Genomic DNA, 18,048 nt, shown 5'->3' on the forward strand with positions numbered 1-18,048 from the left:
TTGAAGCGCAACCCGTGGAACCTCCTCACACCCAGGGGCAAGTTCTTCCTGCTCGTCGGCCTCGGCCTCGTCGGTGGGGCGATGCTCCTGGGTCAGCGTGACGTGCTCTGGCTCGGCGCCCTGCTCGTGCTCCTGCCGGCCGTCGCGCTGCTCCTGATCGCGCGTACGCGGCTCCGGCTCGCCTGCGAGCGCGGCTTCGAGCAGGGCCAGATCGAGATCGGCCAGGCCCTCGAGGGGCGCCTGAAGCTGACCAAGCGCGGCAACCTCCCGGCCGGCATGCTCAAGTTCGAGGAGCACGTGCCGCCGGAGCTCGGCCGCCGGCCGCGGTTCTCGGTGAACAACACCGCGGGCGCGTGGGAACGCGACATCAACTATCCGATCACCGGCCACCAGCGCGGCCGGTTCACGATCGGCCCGCTGCTGGTCCGCTCGACCGACACCTTCGGCCTGGTGAAGTTCGACCGCCAGTTCACCGCGACCTCCGAGGTGATGGTGACGCCGAAGGTCCACGCCCTCACGTCCATGAGCAACATCACCGGCGGCGGCTCGCAGGGCGAATCGCGGCCCCAGAAGGTCGGTGTGATCGGCCACGACGACGTGCTGGTGCGCGAATACCGCCAGGGCGACGACGTGCGCCGCGTCCACTGGCGCTCGACCGCGCGCCGCGGCGAGCTGATGGTGCGCCGCGAGGAGCAGGCCTGGGACCCGGCGGTCACGCTCGTCCTCGACTCGCGCGCCTCGGCCCACGGCGGCGTGGGCCACGACTCCTCGTTCGAGTACGCGGTCTCCGCGGCTGCGTCGGTCGCCATGCACTTCCTCGACGACGGCTTCAACGTCGAACTGTTCGACGCCGACGGCGCCATGATGGCCCCGGAGGCCGATCGCTCCTTCCAGACCACCCACCAGCACGTCCTGACGACGTTCACCGACGCCCGCACGTCGAAGGCCCGCCTCCTGTCGCAGGGCCTCCAGGCGAGCATGCTCGGCGCCCAGGGCCAGCTCATCGTGGCCGTGACCGGTCGGCTGACGCCCCAGGACGCCGAGGTGCTCCTGCGTACGCGGCGCCACCGCGCCCAGGGACTCGCGATGGTGGTCGACGTCGACTCGTTCGTGCCCCGCCGCGAGCGCGCCGATGCCGACCAGCAGGCGGCCCACGACGAAGCGATCGCCACCCTGAAGCACCACCTGTGGCGCGTCGTCGAAGTGCGCCGCACCACCGACCTCGCCGATGCCTGGCGCGACCTCGAGCGCATGGGAGGGCTGAGCTGATGGCACGTCCGACCCTCAAGATCTCCGACCGCTACACGATCGCGACCGTCTTCGCGGTCATCCTCGCGGCGTTCACCCTCAAGCCCTTCACCGTCGACTGGTCCTATCTGGTCCTGTCGGTCATCCTCGTCATCGCGCTCGGCGCGGTCGGCGTCGTGCTGCGCCGCCTCCGCCTCGGCGAGGGCCTCGTCCTCGGGGTGAGCCTGCTCGTGCTGCTCGGGTTCGTGTTCGCCGTCTCGCTCGGCGTCGGCGGCGGCGAGTCGGCCAACATCCTCAGCCGCTTCCTCGACCTCTTCCGCGGCGCCATCGACCACATGCGGACGATGGCGGCCCCGATGCCGGAACACCCCGGCGTACGCATGCTCTTCGTCACCGCCGTCGGCATCATCTTCATCGTCACCGACATGATGGTGCAGGGCATCGACCGTCCGGTGTGGGCGCTCGCTCCCCTGTCGTTCCTGTTCCTCGGGCCGGCCCTGGGCCTGCGCGACGACGTCGGCATCCTCAACTTCGTCCTCATCGGGGTCGGCTATCTCGCCATCCTGTTGGCCGAGGGCATCAACACCGCCGAGCGTTGGCCGCGGGGCGTACGCCGCAGCTCGGCCGACCTCAGCGCCGGTCCCCTCGCGTGGCGACTGGCGGGCCTGGTCGCCGTGCCCGCGGTGATCCTGACGATGCTGCTCGGCAGCGCCGTGCCGATCCTCACGTCGCAGGGCTGGGGCCTGACCAAGCCGAAGGGGCACGACGGCCCCCTGACGCTGCAGGACCCGACCCTCGACCTGCGCCGCAACCTGAACCAGCCGGAGAACCGGACGGTCATCACCTACCGCACCGACCAGCCGAGCGGCGCGTACCTCCGCATGGCCTCGCTGCCCGTGTTCAGCAACGCGGGCTGGCAGAACGCCGCCATGCAGTTGACCGGCGGCACCGACCTGCCGCCGGCGCCAGGTGTGAAGACCACGGCGACCCAGAAGGTACGCAGGACCCAGATCCAGGTGTCTGACTTCCGCGCGGAATATCTCCCGCTGCCGTTCGCGACCGACAGCTTCGACGCCAGGGGCGAGTGGAGCTATGACCGCGACTCGCTGGTCGTGCTGGCCACCGGGGCCGACCGCATGCAGCAGCTCTCGGGCCTGGGCTATTCGGTGACCAGCTATGACATCGAGCCCGACGGGCCCGGGTTGGCGTCCGCCCCGGCCGGCAACCCGCCCGACGCCCAGCTGACGATGCCGATCCCCCAGGACCTGCCCGACAGCCTGATCAACAAGACCCTCGAGCTGACGAACAACCAGTCGACCCCGGCGTTGAAGGCGGCGGCGATCCAGGCCTACCTGCGGAGCTCGGAGTTCCAGTATTCGACCGAACCCCAGCCGGGCTCGGGCTACCAGGCCATCGAGAACTTCCTGTTCCGCGACAAGAAGGGCTATTGCGAGCAGTTCGCCACGTCGATGGCGATGATGGCCCGCATCGCCGGCATCCCGTCGCGCGTCTCGGTCGGCTTCCTGCCGGGCCAGCGCAACGGTGACCAGTACGAGGTCCAGATCCGCGACATGCACGCCTGGCCGGAACTGTGGTTCGACGGCTATGGCTGGGTGCGGTTCGAGCCGACTCCCTCGGTGGCGTCCCCGCCCGCATGGACGGTGACCTCCAACACCGGCAGCTCGAACAACCCGGGCGCCTCGCCCTCGCCCGCGCCGGCCGAGACCGTCGCACCGTCGCAGGAACCGACCCCGACCCCGGAGCCGGAGCCCTCGCAGGTGCCCGTGCCCCCGGCCGAGCCGGGCTTCCCGTGGAAGCGTGCCGGCCTCGCCGCGCTGCTCGTGGCCCTGGCCGCGGCGCTCGCAGCCGCGCCGATGCTCGTGCGCTCACGTCGCCGTGACGCGCGCCTCGCCGACGGCGGCGAGCCCGCCGAGCGGGTGGAGCGCGCCTGGGCCGAGGTCAAGGACACCGTCATCGACCACGGGGGCCGCTGGCCGGCGGGCTCACCGCGCGTGATCGGCGCCGTGCTGGCCCACGACCTGGACCCGACCTCGGCGAAGTCGATGCGGGTGCTGGCGCTCCAGGTGGAACGGGCGCGGTACGCGCGGTCCCTCGAGCTCAACACCGACCTCGCCGCCCTGACCGACCAGGTCCGGGCCGGCGTGATCGACCAGGCGGAGCCGGGCGACCGACTGCTGGCGACGTGGTGGCCGAAGTCGCTGTGGGCGAGGCTGTTCGGCAAGCTGTAGCCAGCGCGGGGCACGGGCGCACCCCGCTCGTGCCCACACATGCGAAGGCGCCCCCACCTGTCGAGGGTGGGGGCGCGTTGGGCGTGCTGAATCAGGCAGCGTGGCTGCACGAGCTGCAGGTGCAGTCCTTGCACGAGCAGTTCGCGCAGGAGTCGGAGCAGTTCGCGCACTCGCAGGTGTTGTGGTTGCAGGTCGCACAGGTGCAGTCCGCGCACGTGCAGGTTGCACACACGTCGTCGCAGTCGTTGCACGAGCAGGTGGCGCACTCGTCGTAGTGCACCGCGCCGCCGTCGGTGTGCTCGCGGTGGGCGTGGCCGTCGTGGAGGTAGTCGACGTGGTCGAGGTGGATGACCGCCTCGTGGCCGCAGTCGGGTCCGTGGGTGTGGGTGTGCGTCTCGGCCTGGGTGTGGGTCATGGCGATGCCTTTCTCGAGGGTGTTCTCCCTTGGATCATCCCCCTGAAATGAGGAATGTCCAAAGGTGAAAACGACTCCGAAAAGCACACCTTTTACCACAGGAAAGCGAGCCGGAAACGATTGCCGGAACCATCGTGGACAGTTGACCTGATTAGCTCGGGAGTGACCCTCACCGCGCCGCCGGCGATCCCTTCGCCACCAGGTGCTCGTGGATCTCCCGCGTCGCCCGCGAGCGGTTCAGCGTGAAGAAGTGCAGGCCGGGGGCCCCCAGTTCCAGCAGCCGCTCGCAGAGTTCCACGGCCAGGCCGATGCCGACCCGGCGTACCTCCGCGGGGTCGTCCCCAGCCGCCTGCACGCGCTCGACCATCGCCGCCGGCAGCGGCGCGCCCGCCAGCCCCTCGAACCGCGTGATCTGCTTGAGCGACGTCAGCGGCATGATGCCCGGCAGGATCGGGATGTCACACCCCGCCGCCCGCGACCGGTCGACCAGCTCCGCGTACGCGTCCGCGTCGAACAGCAACTGCGTGATCGCGAACTCCGCGCCCGCGTCGCACTTCGCCTTGAGGATGCGCGCGTCGAGGTCGGCGTCGCCCTCCGGATGGCCGTGCGGGAACGCCGCGACGCCCACACAGAAATCGCCGCGCGAGCGCACGAGCTCGACCAGCTCCGTCGCGCTCGACAGTCCCTCGGGGTGGGCCCTCCAGACCGGCTCCCCCGCCGGCGCGTCGCCGCGGATGGCCAGCACGTGGCGGACGCCGGCGGCGGCGTACGCGTCGATGACGTGCTCGAGCTCGGACCGCGACTGGTCGGTGCACGTGAGGTGGCCCATCACGCGGACGTCGTCGCGCCGCGCCAGCGCGGTGATGGTCTCGACGGTGCGGTCGCGGTTCGACCCGTTCGCGCCATAGGTGACGGCCACGAAGTCGGGCTCCATCGGCGCGAGGTCGAGGACGGTCGACTGGAGGTCCCAGGCCTCGGCGACGTTGCGCGGCGGGAAATATTCGAAGGACATCATGGGGCGCGCCGCCGAGACCAGGTCTTCGGTGATCGTGGTGCGCGGTGTCATGGGGTCACGGTGTCACAGGTGCCCGCGTACGCCCGGCCGCGTTCAGGCTGTGGACGAGGTGACGGTCGGGTGTGACGCGCCGTACATTGCCCCGGTGAGCCCAACCACGTCCGTACGCCCGGCACCCTCGTCCCTGCGCACCGCCCTGACCGACTCCGTCGTCGTGGCCGACGGGGCGATGGGGACGATGCTGCAGGGCTATGAGCTGACACTCGACGACTTCGAGGGCCACGACGGCTGCAACGAGGTGCTGTCGGTGACGCGGCCCGACATCGTCGACGCGATCCACGAGGCCTATCTGGCCGCGGGCGCCCGCGCCATCGAGACCAACACGTTCGGCACGAACCTCGCGGCCCTGGGCGAATATGGCATCGCCGACCGCATCGCCGAGCTCGCCGGCGCCGCCGCCCGCATCGCCCGCGCCGCCGCCGACCGTCACTCCACCGACGACGCCCCCCGCTGGGTCCTCGGCTCCGTCGGCCCCGGCACCAAGCTGCCGACGCTCGGCCACGTGCGCTTCTCCGAGCTCCGCGAGGCCTACCGCACCCAGGTCGAGGCCATGGTCGCCGGCGGCGTCGACGGCGTGCTGGTCGAGACCTGCCAGGACCTGCTGCAGGCCAAGGCCGCGATCATCGGCGCGCGCGACGCCATCGGCGCGACCGGCCGCGACGTGCCGCTCATCGTCAACGTGACCGTCGAGACGACCGGCACGATGCTGCTCGGCTCGGAGATCGGCGCCGCGCTCACCGCGCTCGAGCCGCTCGGCATCGACGTCCTCGGCCTCAACTGCGCCACCGGCCCTGCCGAGATGGGCGAGCACCTGCGCCACCTCGCGCGCCACGCCCGCATCCAGGTCGGCTGCATGCCGAACGCCGGCCTGCCCGAGCTGACCTCCGACGGCGCCCGCTATCCGCTGGGCCCCGACGCGTTCGCCGAGGCCATGACGGGCTTCGTCCGCGACCACGGCCTCGCGCTGGTCGGCGGCTGCTGCGGCACCACGCCGGAGCACATCTCGCGCCTCGTCGCGGCGCTCGGCGAGGCGCCGGAGCGCGGCGTACGCAAGGTCGAGCCGGTCAGCGCCGTCTCCTCCCTGTACGCCGAGGTCCCCCTCGCCCAGGACGTGTCCTACCTCTCGATCGGCGAGCGCACCAATGCGAACGGCTCGAAGGCGTTCCGCGAGGCGATGCTCGCCGGCAACATCGACGAGTGCGTCGAGATCGCGCGCGAGCAGGTCAAGGACGGCGCCCACCTGCTCGACCTCTGCATCGACTACGTCGGCCGCGACGGCGTCGCCGACATGGACGAGATCGCCGCGCGCCTCGCGACGGCCTGCACGCTGCCCATCGTGCTCGACTCGACCGAGCCGCCCGTCATCCGGGCCGGGCTCGAGCGGCTGGCCGGGCGGTGCGTCATCAACTCGGTGAACTACGAGGACGGCGACGGGCCCGACTCCCGCTTCGCCCGCATCATGCCGCTGGTCATGGAGCACGGCGCCGCCGTCGTCGCGCTGACCATCGACGAGGAGGGCCAGGCCCGCACCGCCGACTGGAAGGTCCGCGTCGCCTCGCGCCTCATCGACGACCTCACCGGCAACTGGGGCATGGACGTCGGCGACATCATCGTCGACTGCCTCACCTTCCCCATCGCCACCGGCCAGGAGGAGACCCGCCGCGACGGCCTCGAGACCATCGAGGCCATCCGGCGCCTGAAGGCCGCCTACCCCGGCGTACGCACCACCCTGGGCGTGTCCAACGTGTCGTTCGGGCTCAACCCGGCCGCGCGCGTGGTGTTGAACTCGGTGTTCCTGCACGAGTGCGTGGAGGCCGGGCTCGACTCGGCGATCGTCCACACCGCACGCATCCAGCCGATGAACCGCATCCCCGACGAGCAGCGCGAGGTCGCGCTCGACCTCGTCCACGACCGCCGCCGCGAGGGCTATGACCCGCTGACGCGGTTCCTCGAGCTGTTCGAGGGCGTCACCACGGCCGACGCGAAGGCCGAGCGGGCCGCCGAGCTGGCCGGTCTCCCGGTCGCCGAGCGCCTGCAGCGCCGCATCATCGACGGCGAGGAGAAGGGCCTCGAGGCCGACCTCGACGAGGCGCTGGCGGACAAGAAGGCGCTCGAGATCGTCAACGACGACCTGCTGGCCGGCATGAAGGTCGTCGGCGAGCTGTTCGGCAACGGCACGATGCAGCTGCCGTTCGTGCTCCAGTCGGCGCAGGTGATGAAGAAGGCCGTCGCCCACCTCGAGCCCCACATGGAGAAGGCCGATGACCAGGGCAAGGGCACGATCGTGCTCGCCACGGTCAAGGGCGACGTCCACGACATCGGCAAGAACCTCGTCGACATCATCCTGACCAACAACGGCTACACGGTGGTCAACCTCGGCATCAAGCAGCCGGTCAACGCCATCCTCGACGCCGCCGCGGAGCACCGCGCCGACGCGATCGGCATGTCCGGCCTGCTCGTGAAGTCGACCGTCGTGATGAAGGAGAACCTCGAGGAACTCAACGCGCGCGGCGTCGCCGCGCAATATCCGGTGCTGCTCGGCGGGGCCGCGCTCACGCGGGCGTACGTGGAGCAGGACCTCCTCGAGCTGTACGCCGGGGAGGTCCGGTATGCCCGCGACGCCTTCGAGGGGCTGCGCCTCATGGACGCGGTGATGGGCGTGAAGCGCGGTGTACCGGGGGCGGCGCTCCCGGAGCCCCGCGTACGCCGGGTCAAGGCGACGACCCCCGACCTCGAGGTCGAGGAGTCGACCGAGCGGTCGGCCGCGGTCGAGCCGGCCGACTTGCCGACGCCGCCGTTCTGGGGCACCCGGGTCGTCAAGGGCATCAAGCTCGCCGACGTCGCGACCTGGCTCGACGAGCGCGCGACGTTCATGGGCCAGTGGGGCCTGAAGGGCACGCGGGGCGGGGTGTCGTACGAGGAACTCGTCGAGACCGAGGGCCGCCCGCGGCTGCGCGCGTGGCTCGACCGCATCCACCGCGAGAAGATCGCGGAGTTCGCTGTCGTCTACGGCTATTTCCCCTGCTATGCCGAGGGGAACACGCTGGTGCTGGTGAACCCGGAGTCGCTGGAGGACACGCTCTCCGAGCGAGGAGCGCAGGACCCCGGAACGCTCTCCGAGCGAGGAGCGCAGCGACGAGTCGAGGAGCTCGCCCGCTTTACCTTCCCCCGCCAGCGCCGCGGCGACCGCCTCTGCCTCGCCGACTACTTCCGTACGCGGGAGGCCGCCGAGGCCGAGGGCTTCGACGTGCTCCCCCTGCAGCTGGTCACGATGGGCGCGCAGGTCGCCAAGGTCACCGGCGAGCTGTTCGCGGGCGACTCCTATCGGGACTACCTCGAGCTGCACGGCCTGTCGGTGCAGCTGACCGAGGCGCTGGCGGAGATGTGGCACGCGCGGGTCCGCGACGAGTTGGGGCTGGGCGCCGCCGACGACGGCGACGTGGACGTGATGGTGCGTGACCAGGCCTACCGCGGATGTCGCTATTCGTTCGGCTATCCGGCGTGCCCGGAGCTCGAGGACCGGCGTACGCTGACCCGCCTGCTGGAACCGGAGCGCATCGGCGTCGAGCTGTCGGAGGAGCTGCAGCTCCACCCGGAGCAGTCGACCGATGCGATGGTCGTGCACCACCCGCAGGCGTACTACTTCAACGCGCGCTGAAGCCGGCGTACGCCATGTCCGCGCTCGACCTTGACCGAGCGATCCTCGGCCTCATCGGCGAGCGGGACGCCGGCGCGACGATCTGTCCCTCCGAGGTCGCCCGCGGCGTCGGGGGCGAGGCGTGGCGCGATCTGATGTCGCCGGTGCGCGAGGCCGCCGCGCGCCTGGCCGACGCGGGCGTCGTCGAGGTGACCCAACGCGGCGGGGTGGTCGACGTGCGCACGGCCCGGGGTCCGGTGCGGCTGCGGCGCGGACCACGGTGGGCCGAGCGGCAGGGTGCGGCCGGCGGCGACCGTCCCCACTGGCTGCTGCCCGTCAATCCCGCGGCCCACGCCGCGCACCTGCCCGCCGACTGGCGGGAACGCCCCGACGCCGGTCCGGTGTGGCGGGCCGTCGGGGAGTCACAGGCAGTCGACCGGTGGTGCCTGCGGACCGGCTTCCGCACGATGCGCCCGGGGGACACGATCTGGGCCTACCTGTCGCAGCGCCAGGAGCTGTGCGCCGTGGGTGCGGTCCGCGAGGTCGTGCAGGAGGCCGGCGCCTGGTTCGTCCTCGTCGCCTGGGACGCGCCGCGGACCGAGGAGCTGGGACGGCGTCCGCTCCCCCGCAGCGCCTTCGGCCAGGTGCCGATGTCTGTGTGCCGCGCAGGTGGGGCCGCGACCCGGGTGCTGGACGCGGCGTACGCTGCCCTCATCGAGGAGTGACGAGCCAGGGGGTTGCCATGCACACCAGGACGTTGGGACAGGGACTCGAGGTGTCCGCCGTCGGGCTGGGCGCCATGGGCATGTCGATGAGCTACGGGCCGAACCCGGGCGACCGCGACGAGATGGTCGCCGTGCTGCGGTATGCAGTGGAGCACGGCGTGACGTTCATCGACACCGCGGAGGTCTACGGGCCGTACGCGAACGAGGAGCTCGTGGGCGAGGCCGTCGCGCCGATCCGCGACCAGGTCGTGGTCGCGACGAAGTTCGGCTGGAACATCGTGGACGGGCAGATGCGCGGCACCGACTCCCGCCCCGAACAGATCCGCCGCGTGGCGGAGGGCTCGCTGCAGCGGCTGGGCGTCGACGTGATCGACCTGTTCTATCAGCACCGGGTGGACCCCAACGTGCCGATCGAGGAGGTGGCCGGCGCCGTCGGCGAACTCGTCGCCGAGGGCAAGGTGAAGCACTTCGGGCTGTCGGAGGCGGGCGCCTCCACGATCCGTCGCGCCCACGCGGTCCATCCGGTCACGGCGGTCCAGAGCGAATATTCCCTGTGGACCCGCGACCCGGAGCCCGAGGTGTTGCCCACGTGCGCCGAGCTCGGCATCGGGTTCGTGCCGTTCAGCCCCCTCGGCAAGGGTTTCCTGACGGGCACCGTCACCCCGGGGACGACGTTCGGGGAGGGCGAGATCCGGGGGCGGGTGCCGCGCTTCGAGGCCGAAAACCTCGCGGCGAACCAAGCCCTCGTCGACCACGTGCGCGGGCTGGCGGACGAGCGCGGGGCCACGCCCGGTCAGGTCGCGCTGGCGTGGCTGCTCGCCCAGCAGCCCTTCATCGTGCCCATCCCGGGCACGCGGCGCCGCGAGCGCATCGTCGAGAACGCGGGCTCCACCGCGGTCGCCCTGTCGGCGGACGACGTCGCCGACCTCAACGGGCTGGCCGACCGCGTCGGCGTGTCCGGCGAGCGCTACGACGCCGCGGGGATGTCGATGGTGGGTCTCTGAGGAGACCCGGAGGGCGGGCTCAGAGCCCCTCGTCCTGACGCCGCTTCCAGCGCTCTTCCATCTTGTCCATGAAGGGCGTGCCCTGGCCTCCGCCGGGCGTCCGCGTCGCGGGGGGCGTGTCGGGCTTCGGGGTGGGGCCGTCGATCTTCTCGAACGAGGTCAGCGCTACGACGGTCGCGCCGAGCATGGCGAGGAAGCCGAGGATCGAGACGACCCAGTGGGTCTGCATGCCGGCCACGAGCAGGCCCGCGCCGATGACGAAGCCGAGCCCGGCGAGGGCCGCGCGGCGGCGACGCAGTCGACGGTTCGAGGCATTGCCCCGCAGCGTGTTCGCGAGACGAGGGTCTTCGGCCGCGAGGGCGGCCTCCATCTGTTCGAGCAGCTTGCGCTCCTCATCTGACAGCGACATCGCCCCTCCTCCCGCGTGTTGGTTCGCCCCCACCGTCGGGGACATGTCAAGTCTAGGTCGGAACCGGGGCCAGCGAAACCCGTTCCAGATCAACGTTCGGTGAGAGACGCCCGACTCACCGCCCGAGGGCCGAATCGGCGGATCGCGGCGTCCATCGCCTGCTCGGCCTCACGCCACCCGCGGTCGGGTTCGGTGAGCTCGGGCTGCCAGTGGGCGTCGCCCGCGTCGACGAGCCCCTCGACGCGTACGCCGACCTTGCGAATGCGGGCCCGCTGGAGCCCCAGCTTCTCCCACAGGGCGATCGCCTGGGCGTGGATGTCGCCGGTGGCGTCGGTGGGCGTACGCAGCGTCGCCGACCGGGTGATCTGGGTGAAGTCGGAGAACCGGAGGGTGATCACGACGGTGCGCCCCATGACGCCGGACGCCCGCATGCGGGACGCGGTGCGGTCGGCCATGCGGAGCAGCTCGCGGCAGACGACGTCGGGGTCGTCGGTGTCGCGGCCGAAGGTCTGTTCGGACCCGACGCTGCGCTCGGCCACGTGGCCGATGACGGGGCGGGGGTCGCGGCCCCAGGCGAGGTCGTGGAGCAGGCGGCCCTGGTGGGGCCCGAACGCGCGCTGGAGGGTCGCCGGAGGCAGGTGGGCGAGGTCGGCGACGGTGTGGAGGCCGAGGCGGTGGAGCTTCTCGGCGGTCGCCTCGCCGACGCCCCACATCTTCTCGACCGCCAGGGGGTGGAGGAACGCGACGATGTCGCCGGGCGGCACCTCGCGCAGGCCGTCGGGCTTCGCGGCGGTCGAGGCGAGCTTCGCGACGAACTTGGTGGGCCCGAGGCCGACCGAGCAGGTGATGCCCTGCTCGTCGGCGACCTGGGCGCGGACGAGCTCGCCGATCTGGCGCGGGGTGCCGAGGCGGCGCAGCGACCCGGTGATGTCGCAGAACGCCTCGTCGATCGAGGCGTGCTCGACCGTCGCGGTGACCGACTCGAAGATCGCGAAGACCCCGCGGGACGCCTCGGTGTAGGCCTCGAAGTCGGGCGGCACGACGACCGCCTGGGGGCACAGCCGCCGGGCGCGGGTCATCGGCATTCCCCCCGACACCCCGTGGGCGCGAGCCTCGTAGGTCGCCGACAGCACCACGCCGCGCGTCGCCCCGCCCACCATGACGGGAAGGTCACGCAGCTCGGGGCGCCGGCGCAGCTCGACCGACGCATAGAACGCGTCCATGTCGACGTGCATGATCACCGGGGTGGGGCGTACGCCGCCCGCGGGGACCGGCTCGGTCACGGACGCGCCCTCGGTCACAGACGCGCCCTCGGTCACAGGTAGGGCCATGTCACTCCCGGCGGGCGAGGACGTGGAGGCGGGTCGCGGTCTCGAGCCAGGCGGGGTTCTCGGCGCAGGCACGCTCGAGCGCGAGCAGCGCGTCGGCGTGGCCCTCGGCCGCGTCTTCGCCGACGTGGTCGGCGATCACACCGACGCCCTGCTCGGACTCGACGACGCAGCCCGCCTCACCCAACAGGCGCAGCAGCGCGGGCCGGTCGAGCAGGTCGGTGTCGGCGAGGAGGGCGGAGGCGGCCGGGATCGAGCCGGCCATGGCCTGCTTGAGCACCCTGGCGTAGCGCTGGCCGATCACGATGCTGAGCGCCCCGCCCGGCTTCAGCGCGCGGGCCATCGCCGTGAGCGCCTCGGCGGTGCCGGTGGCGCGGTCGAGCACGAGGTGGCACAGCACGACGTCGACCGAGCCGTCGTCGACGACCTCCGCGAGGGTGGTGGTGTCGCCCTGGCGGGCGGTCAGCCGGTCACCGAGACCGTGCTCGGCGGCGCGGCGCTCGGTCGCGGCGAGGGCATCGGGGCTCGGATCGACGACGAGCACGTGGTGGCCGGCAGCGGCGAGCGTCGCGGCGACCCCGCCGGTGCCGCCGCCGAGGTCGACCACGCGGAGGCCTGAGGGGTCGCGAGGACCTCCCGAGGTGGCGCTCGGGGCCTCGCCCGCGAGCGCCTCGGTGAGCAGGTCGATGAGCGCCCGCTGGGAGACCGAGCGGCGGCGCCGGGACACGGGTGACTTCTCGGAACTGGTCATGGCACGCCTTCCGTCTGGGCCCTGCGGTGGGCCACCTGCTCGTGTGGAGGAGCCTAGCGACTGCGACTGACAGGACCGGGTGAGTCGATGACGGGCCTGGGTGAGTTGCCGCTCGTGGAGCGCAGGCCTAGGTTGGGCCCGGACCACCGACCAACTGGGGATCGCTCGATGAATCGTCACCTCCGCCTGACCGCCGCGGCGTTCGCCGTGCTGGCCGCCGCGGGCTGCGGGTCGAAGGGCGCCGCCGCCCCGACCGCCGCGCCCACCTTGGTGGCCGCCTCCCGCCCGGCCACGGCCGTGGCCACCAACCACGCCGTCACGACGGCCGCGCCGACGGCCACTGCGGAGTCGTCGGCCCAGGCCCTCCCCCAGGCCGAGGTCACCGACGTCAGGATCACCGAGAGCGGCGGCAAGATCCAGGTCAGCGCCAAACTGCTCGACGCCGAGAAGCGCCCGATCGTGGGCGCGGTCGGCGACTTCTTCATCGAGGGCTCGCCGCAGAACCTGGTGCAGAGCTATGCGACCAGGGTCGACGGCACGTTCGCCTCGACCTTCACCACCGTCGAGTTGCCGCCCGAGGCGACGCTGATGATGCACTATCGCGGCGACACCTCCACCGCTCCCGGCACGTTCGCGCTGCGTCGCGGGGTCCCGAAGCCGACGACCGCTCCCCCCACGACGGCGAGGCCCACGCCCACCGTCGCGCCGTCGGCGACGCCGACTCCTGCCGTCGCGCAGCGCCCCGTCGCGCTCACCGACCCCGACGGCACCGGGACGCCCCGCGCCACCCTCACCGGCACGAAGGCCCACGTCGAGGGCCGTCTGATCACCGCCGGCGACGGCCGCCCCGTGCGGGGCGCCCCGCTCACCTGGCGGGCCGGAACGGTCACGGGCCAGGCCCAGACCGCGGCCGACGGCGGGTTCGCCCTCGACCTCGAGCTGCCCCCGGGCGTACGCGAGGTCGAGATCGCGTACGCGGGCACGGCCGACCGGGCTCCGGCGACCGCGAAGGTCGCCGTGGCCTGAGGGCTGCGTACGGCTCCTGCTCCTCAATGCCGCGCTCATCGGCCCGAGCTCCCCGGGCTGGAGTGCCACAGCTTGCGCGGCGCGTCCTGCCCGCTCGCGTTCGGCAGCGGCCCCTGGCCCAGCGCGCCCACGCCGCCGGGCTTGATGTCGGCGTACGGCGACTGGCGGAACCCCGTCGGGTGGACGAGGACGCGCTGGGGCTCGGTGGACGCGTACCCCTCGGGTTCGACGGCGAGGACGTCGTGGACCGCGGCGATCGCGCGGTCGGCCGAACCGGTGAGCTCGAGTTCGCGCGACCACACCTGGAACAGCGAGCCGAGGTCCCAGCATCCCTTGGCCAGCAGGGAGACGCCGCGCGGGCCGGTGCGGCGCAGGTCGCCGCGCACGAGCAGCATCCACGAGTCGAACAGCGTCTTCGCGTAGGGCCCCTGGACGTCCTCGAAGAACGTCGCGTCGACCGGGCCGGTGGTGTCGTCGAGGGTGAGGAAGACGACGCGGCGGCCCGAGCGGATCGGCGGGGTCTGGGTGGCGACCTTCACACCGGCGACGAGCAGGTCGCTGCGCGTGCGGGTCTCCAGCAGGTCCTTCGACCACGTGACGCCCAGCGCCTCGAGCAGCGGCCGATAGAAGTCGGCGACGTGGCGGCTCACGTCGAGCCCGAGCACGCTGAGCTCGGCGCGGACGCGTTCGCCGTCGGACATCTCGGGCAGCCCCGAGGCGACGAGCTCGTCGCGGTCGCCGAGGTCGAGGGGCAGCTGCACCTCCTGGGCCGCGACCGGCGCCGCGGTGCGGGCCTGGGCGGCGGCGCGGTCGCGGGGGTCGCCCTGCGCGGCCGCTGTGTGCGTACGCGGCCGCCGCAGCCCCCGGGCGCGTGAGGCCGCACGTCGGTCGGCGCGCTCGTCGCGCTGCAGGTCGGCCAGCGCGAGCAGCAGGTCGCGGCGGGTGAGCCGGCCGCGGCGCTGGATGTGTTCGGAGCGGCCGATGCCGTGGACCGCGTCGAACCCGCCCGCGAGGATGAGCCGCTCGACGACGGGGGCGCTGACGCCCGCGCGCGACCACAGGTCGGACAGCGAGCGGTAGGGCTGGCCGGCGACCAGGCGGTCGACCTCGGCCTCGCTGATGCCTTTCACGTCGGCGAGCGAGAGGCGGATGCCCCAGGCCGGCGCGTCGTCGAGCCGCTCCACCGCGTACGCCTTCCCCGAGCGGTTCACGTCGAGCCCGAGCACCGCGATCTCGCAGCGGCGGGCCTCTTCGAGGATGAGGCGTTTCGGATACATGCCGGGGTCGTGGGTGAGGATGCCGGACAGGAAGTGGGCCGGCCAGTGGGTCTTCAGCCACGCCGACTGGTAGGTCGGCAACGCGAACGCGGCGGCGTGGGCCTTGCAGAAACCGAACGAGGCAAAGGATTCCAGGACGTCCCACGCCTTCGCGATGACGTGCTCGGCATAGCCGCGGTCGCGCGTGCGGGCGTGGAACCACGCCTTCACGTCGGCCCGGCCGTCGAGGTCGCCGAGCGCGCGGCGGGCCTCGTCGCCCTGCGCCAGCGAGCAGCCCGTCATGGTCGCGATGATCTGGATGATCTGCTCGTGGAAGACCACGACGCCCTCGGTCTCGGCGAGGAACGGCTCGAGGTCGGGGTGGATGCGGATCGGCGGGGCATATCCCTGGCGGGCGTTGAGGAACGGACGGATCATGTCGGACTTCACCGGACCCGGGCGGAACAGCGAGATGTCGATGATGATGTCGGTGAAGTCGGCCGGGCCGAACTTGCCGATCAGCTCGCGCTGGCCCGGCGACTCGATCTGGAAGCAGCCGAGCGTGTGGGCGCTGGCGATCAGGTCGTAGGTGTCGGCGTCGGAGAAGTGGTCGTCGGCGAGCGCGTCAAGATCGACGGATTCCCCTGTGGTGCGGTGGATCTCGGCGACCGCGTGGGCCATGGACGACTGCATGCGGATGCCGAGCACGTCGAGCTTGAGCAGCCCGATGTCTTCCACGTCGTCCTTGTCGAACTGGCTCATCGGGAAGCCGCCGAAGCTCGCCTCCACCGGGGTGCGGTCGAGCAGCGTGCGGTCGGACAGGATCACGCCGCACGGGTGGAGCGCGACGTGGCGCGGCAGCCCGTCGAGCGACTCGACGAGCTCGAACAGCAGGTCGAGGCGGCGTTCGGCGAGCCCGGCGGCACGCAGCTCCGGCAGGTCGCGCAGCGCGGCGCGGGCGTCGCGCGCCCGGATGTGGGGGAATGCCTTCGCGATGGCGTCGACCTCGGCGGGCGGCAGGCTCAGGGCGGCCCCGACATCGCGCACCGCGTGGCGCACACGGTAGGTCTCGAGCATCGCCACGCACGCCACGCGCTCGCCGCCGAAGTCCGCGAGGACGCGCTCATAGATCTCGGTGCGACGTGCCGACTCGACGTCGAGGTCGATGTCGGGCAGCGCCTTTCTCAACGGGGACAGGAAACGCTCCATGATCAGGCCGTAGCGGATCGGGTCGACCCCGGACACCCCGAGCAGGAAGTTCACCAGCGACCCCGCCCCGGAACCGCGTGCGGCGCAACGGATTCCCATCTCCCGCACGGTGTCGACCACATCGGCGACGGTCAGGAAATAGGACGCGAAACCCAGCTGGGCGATGACGTCGAGCTCGTCGGCCAGGCGCCGGCGTACGCGATCGTCGCCCGCGCCGTAGCGCCACGCGATCCCTGCCTCACAACGCTTCTCGAGCACCTCCTGGGCGCTCGCGCCCTCCCCCGACAGCACGTCGAGCTCGGGCAGGTGGATCTCGCCGAGCCCGAGGTCGGCCCGCGGGTCGAGCCGGCAGCGGATCGCCAGCGCGCGGGTCTCGCCGAGCAGCCGCTCCGCGCCGCCGGGACCGCGTCCGCCGCGCCGCGCGACGAGGTCGGCGATCTCGAGCATCTGCTTGCCGGGCTTGAGCCAGGCCTCGGCGTTGCGGCGGTCGACGTTGCGATGGTCGAGCGGCACCAGCCGCCGCGACGCGTCGAGCACGTCGACGGTCGGGGCGAGGCCGGGCTCGGCCATGCGTACGGCGTTGGTCAGCACGACGGGCACGCGGTGGGCGTCGGCCAGCGCCAGCAGGCGGCCCGCCTGGTCGAGCGAGCCCGCGCCCGACCCCGGCACCTGGTGGTCGGTCACCCCCACCACCAGGTCGGGGACAGCCGAGCGCCAGCGCAGGAGGGTCTCCTCGGCGAGGTCGCGCCGACCACTCGCCGCGTGGACGCCGAGCTCGGAGTCGGCGCCCAGCATCACCACGAGCTCTCCGGACGCCGCGGCCGCGACGACCTGTTGCTCGGTCGCCACGGGTACGCCCCGCTCGCCGGTCAGGTGGACCTCCGAGGTCAGCCGGCACAGCGCGGCCCAGCCCGGGCGGGAGGTCGCGTACACCACCACCCGCGGCAGCCGCAGGTCGCGCACCTCGCCGCCGCGGGCCGCGCGGCGTGCGCGGTCGGCGGAGGCGTTCTCGGAGCGATGGACGCTGCGATGGGACGGGGAGGGCAGCACCGCGAGGTCGACGCCGAGGACGGGCGCGACGCCCGCCTTGGCGCAGGCCTTCGCGAACCGCACCGCGCCATAGAGACCGTCGCGGTCGGTGAGGGCGAGGGTGTCCATGTCGGCATCGGCCGCGGCGGCGACCAGGGCGGCGGGCTGGGACGCGCCATAGCGCAGCGAATAGCCCGAGGCGACCCTCAGATGGACGAAGGGATCGCTCATGAGCTGCGCGCCTCCCCCACGTTCTCCGAGCGAGCGCCAGCGAGTCGAGGAGCCGAGCGAGCCCGCTCCCCCACGTTCTCCGAGCGAGCGCCAGCGAGTCGAGGAGCCTGCCGCACACACCACGCCTCCACCACCGCGCAGAAGTGCTGCGCATCGCGCAGCATGTCGTCGGCCTCGCGCTCGGTCACGACCATGCGTACGCCGGCCTCGACGGCCTCGCGTTTCGTCTGGGTGGCGAGGAAGAACCCCGCCCACTCGGCGAGTTCGGGGGCGACCTCGGCCACGAGCTGCCACGCGTTGCGCCGGCCCGTGTGCCGCGGCGCCCGCACGCCCAGCACGACGCTGGTCGCGCGTAGGGCGGCCCGGTGGGCCGCGAGGTAGCGGTCGGCGGGATGGTCGGCCAGCTCGGCCGTCGCAAGATCGGTGAACACCAGGTCGGTGCGCTGCATCGCCCGC

13 protein-coding genes are annotated in these 18,048 nt (G+C 72.3%); 6 read left to right on the top strand and 7 right to left on the bottom strand.

Going from position 1 to position 18,048, the window contains the following annotated elements:
* Together ACYVAG_RS00885 and ACYVAG_RS00890 are read left to right on the top strand one after the other, a co-directional pair.
* Window positions 1-1,269, top strand: a complete 1,269-nt coding sequence (locus ACYVAG_RS00885; protein WP_460765304.1) for a DUF58 domain-containing protein — start codon at window positions 1-3, stop codon at window positions 1,267-1,269.
* Window positions 1,269-3,497, top strand: a complete 2,229-nt coding sequence (locus ACYVAG_RS00890; RefSeq protein WP_460765306.1) for a transglutaminase family protein — start codon at window positions 1,269-1,271, stop codon at window positions 3,495-3,497. The genes ACYVAG_RS00885 and ACYVAG_RS00890 overlap by 1 nt, the downstream gene beginning before the upstream one ends.
* Before the next feature lie 91 nt (window positions 3,498-3,588).
* On the opposite strand, the gene ACYVAG_RS00895 is transcribed toward ACYVAG_RS00890, so the two are convergent.
* Together ACYVAG_RS00895 and ACYVAG_RS00900 are read right to left on the bottom strand one after the other, a co-directional pair.
* Complete coding sequence (locus tag ACYVAG_RS00895; protein WP_460765308.1) at window positions 3,589-3,912, bottom strand: hypothetical protein; 324 nt, start codon at window positions 3,910-3,912, stop codon at window positions 3,589-3,591.
* A 169-nt stretch (window positions 3,913-4,081) separates the two neighbouring features.
* Window positions 4,082-4,978, bottom strand: a complete 897-nt coding sequence (locus ACYVAG_RS00900) for a methylenetetrahydrofolate reductase (protein ID WP_460765310.1) — start codon at window positions 4,976-4,978, stop codon at window positions 4,082-4,084.
* Between the two features lie 94 nt (window positions 4,979-5,072).
* On the opposite strand from ACYVAG_RS00900, the gene metH reads away from it, so the two are divergent.
* Genes metH through ACYVAG_RS00915 form a run of 3 tightly spaced genes read left to right on the top strand, consistent with a single transcriptional unit; the run spans window position 5,073 to window position 10,353 of the window.
* Window positions 5,073-8,645, top strand: coding sequence for a methionine synthase (gene metH / locus ACYVAG_RS00905; protein ID WP_460765312.1), 3,573 nt, complete (start codon window positions 5,073-5,075; stop codon window positions 8,643-8,645).
* Window positions 8,646-8,659: 14 nt separating this feature from the next.
* The gene (locus ACYVAG_RS00910; RefSeq protein WP_460765314.1) at window positions 8,660-9,349 is read left to right on the top strand and encodes a DUF3253 domain-containing protein; all 690 of its coding nucleotides are present in this window, start codon (window positions 8,660-8,662) and stop codon (window positions 9,347-9,349) included.
* Window positions 9,350-9,366: 17 nt separating this feature from the next.
* A complete protein-coding gene (locus tag ACYVAG_RS00915) occupies window positions 9,367-10,353 on the top strand; it encodes an aldo/keto reductase (protein ID WP_460765316.1) in 987 nt (328 codons plus the stop codon).
* A 19-nt stretch (window positions 10,354-10,372) separates the two neighbouring features.
* Here ACYVAG_RS00915 and ACYVAG_RS00920 read toward each other — a convergent pair whose 3' ends face one another.
* From ACYVAG_RS00920 to ACYVAG_RS00930, 3 genes are all read right to left on the bottom strand, one after another.
* On the bottom strand, window positions 10,373-10,762 hold the full coding sequence (locus ACYVAG_RS00920) for a DUF3040 domain-containing protein (protein ID WP_460765318.1): 390 nt from the start codon (window positions 10,760-10,762) through the stop codon (window positions 10,373-10,375).
* Window positions 10,763-10,851: 89 nt separating this feature from the next.
* The gene (dinB, locus tag ACYVAG_RS00925; RefSeq protein ID WP_460765320.1) at window positions 10,852-12,045 is read right to left on the bottom strand and encodes a DNA polymerase IV; all 1,194 of its coding nucleotides are present in this window, start codon (window positions 12,043-12,045) and stop codon (window positions 10,852-10,854) included.
* A gap of 49 nt (window positions 12,046-12,094) precedes the next feature.
* Window positions 12,095-12,841: a methyltransferase domain-containing protein gene (locus tag ACYVAG_RS00930; protein WP_460765322.1), complete on the bottom strand. Its 747-nt coding sequence runs from the start codon at window positions 12,839-12,841 to the stop codon at window positions 12,095-12,097.
* Window positions 12,842-13,009: 168 nt separating this feature from the next.
* Here ACYVAG_RS00930 and ACYVAG_RS00935 point away from each other — a divergent pair, with 168 nt between their 5' ends.
* Window positions 13,010-13,867, top strand: coding sequence for a hypothetical protein (locus tag ACYVAG_RS00935; RefSeq protein WP_460765324.1), 858 nt, complete (start codon window positions 13,010-13,012; stop codon window positions 13,865-13,867).
* A gap of 35 nt (window positions 13,868-13,902) precedes the next feature.
* Here the strand turns inward: ACYVAG_RS00935 and ACYVAG_RS00940 are convergent, their stop codons facing one another.
* A complete protein-coding gene (locus ACYVAG_RS00940) occupies window positions 13,903-17,592 on the bottom strand; it encodes a DNA polymerase III subunit alpha (protein ID WP_460765326.1) in 3,690 nt (1,229 codons plus the stop codon).
* On the bottom strand, window positions 17,589-18,041 hold the full coding sequence (locus tag ACYVAG_RS00945) for an SAV_6107 family HEPN domain-containing protein (RefSeq protein ID WP_460765328.1): 453 nt from the start codon (window positions 18,039-18,041) through the stop codon (window positions 17,589-17,591). The genes ACYVAG_RS00940 and ACYVAG_RS00945 overlap by 4 nt, the downstream gene beginning before the upstream one ends.
* Between the last annotated feature and the right edge of the window lie 7 nt (window positions 18,042-18,048).

It is taken from the genome of Mariniluteicoccus flavus (assembly GCF_054776655.1).

What these genes read in the sequence shown, in the direction of transcription:
- ACYVAG_RS00890 (WP_460765306.1), top strand. Translation starts at nt 1,269, where the DNA reads ATGGCACGTCCGACCCTCAAGATCTCCGACCGCTACACGATCGCGACC.
- ACYVAG_RS00895 (WP_460765308.1), bottom strand. Translation starts at nt 3,912, where the DNA reads ATGACCCACACCCAGGCCGAGACGCACACCCACACCCACGGACCCGAC.
- ACYVAG_RS00900 (WP_460765310.1), bottom strand. Translation starts at nt 4,978, where the DNA reads ATGACACCGCGCACCACGATCACCGAAGACCTGGTCTCGGCGGCGCGC.
- ACYVAG_RS00910 (WP_460765314.1), top strand. Translation starts at nt 8,660, where the DNA reads ATGTCCGCGCTCGACCTTGACCGAGCGATCCTCGGCCTCATCGGCGAG.
- ACYVAG_RS00915 (WP_460765316.1), top strand. Translation starts at nt 9,367, where the DNA reads ATGCACACCAGGACGTTGGGACAGGGACTCGAGGTGTCCGCCGTCGGG.
- ACYVAG_RS00920 (WP_460765318.1), bottom strand. Translation starts at nt 10,762, where the DNA reads ATGTCGCTGTCAGATGAGGAGCGCAAGCTGCTCGAACAGATGGAGGCC.
- ACYVAG_RS00930 (WP_460765322.1), bottom strand. Translation starts at nt 12,841, where the DNA reads ATGACCAGTTCCGAGAAGTCACCCGTGTCCCGGCGCCGCCGCTCGGTC.
- ACYVAG_RS00935 (WP_460765324.1), top strand. Translation starts at nt 13,010, where the DNA reads ATGAATCGTCACCTCCGCCTGACCGCCGCGGCGTTCGCCGTGCTGGCC.
- ACYVAG_RS00940 (WP_460765326.1), bottom strand. Translation starts at nt 17,592, where the DNA reads ATGAGCGATCCCTTCGTCCATCTGAGGGTCGCCTCGGGCTATTCGCTG.
- ACYVAG_RS00945 (WP_460765328.1), bottom strand. Translation starts at nt 18,041, where the DNA reads ATGCAGCGCACCGACCTGGTGTTCACCGATCTTGCGACGGCCGAGCTG.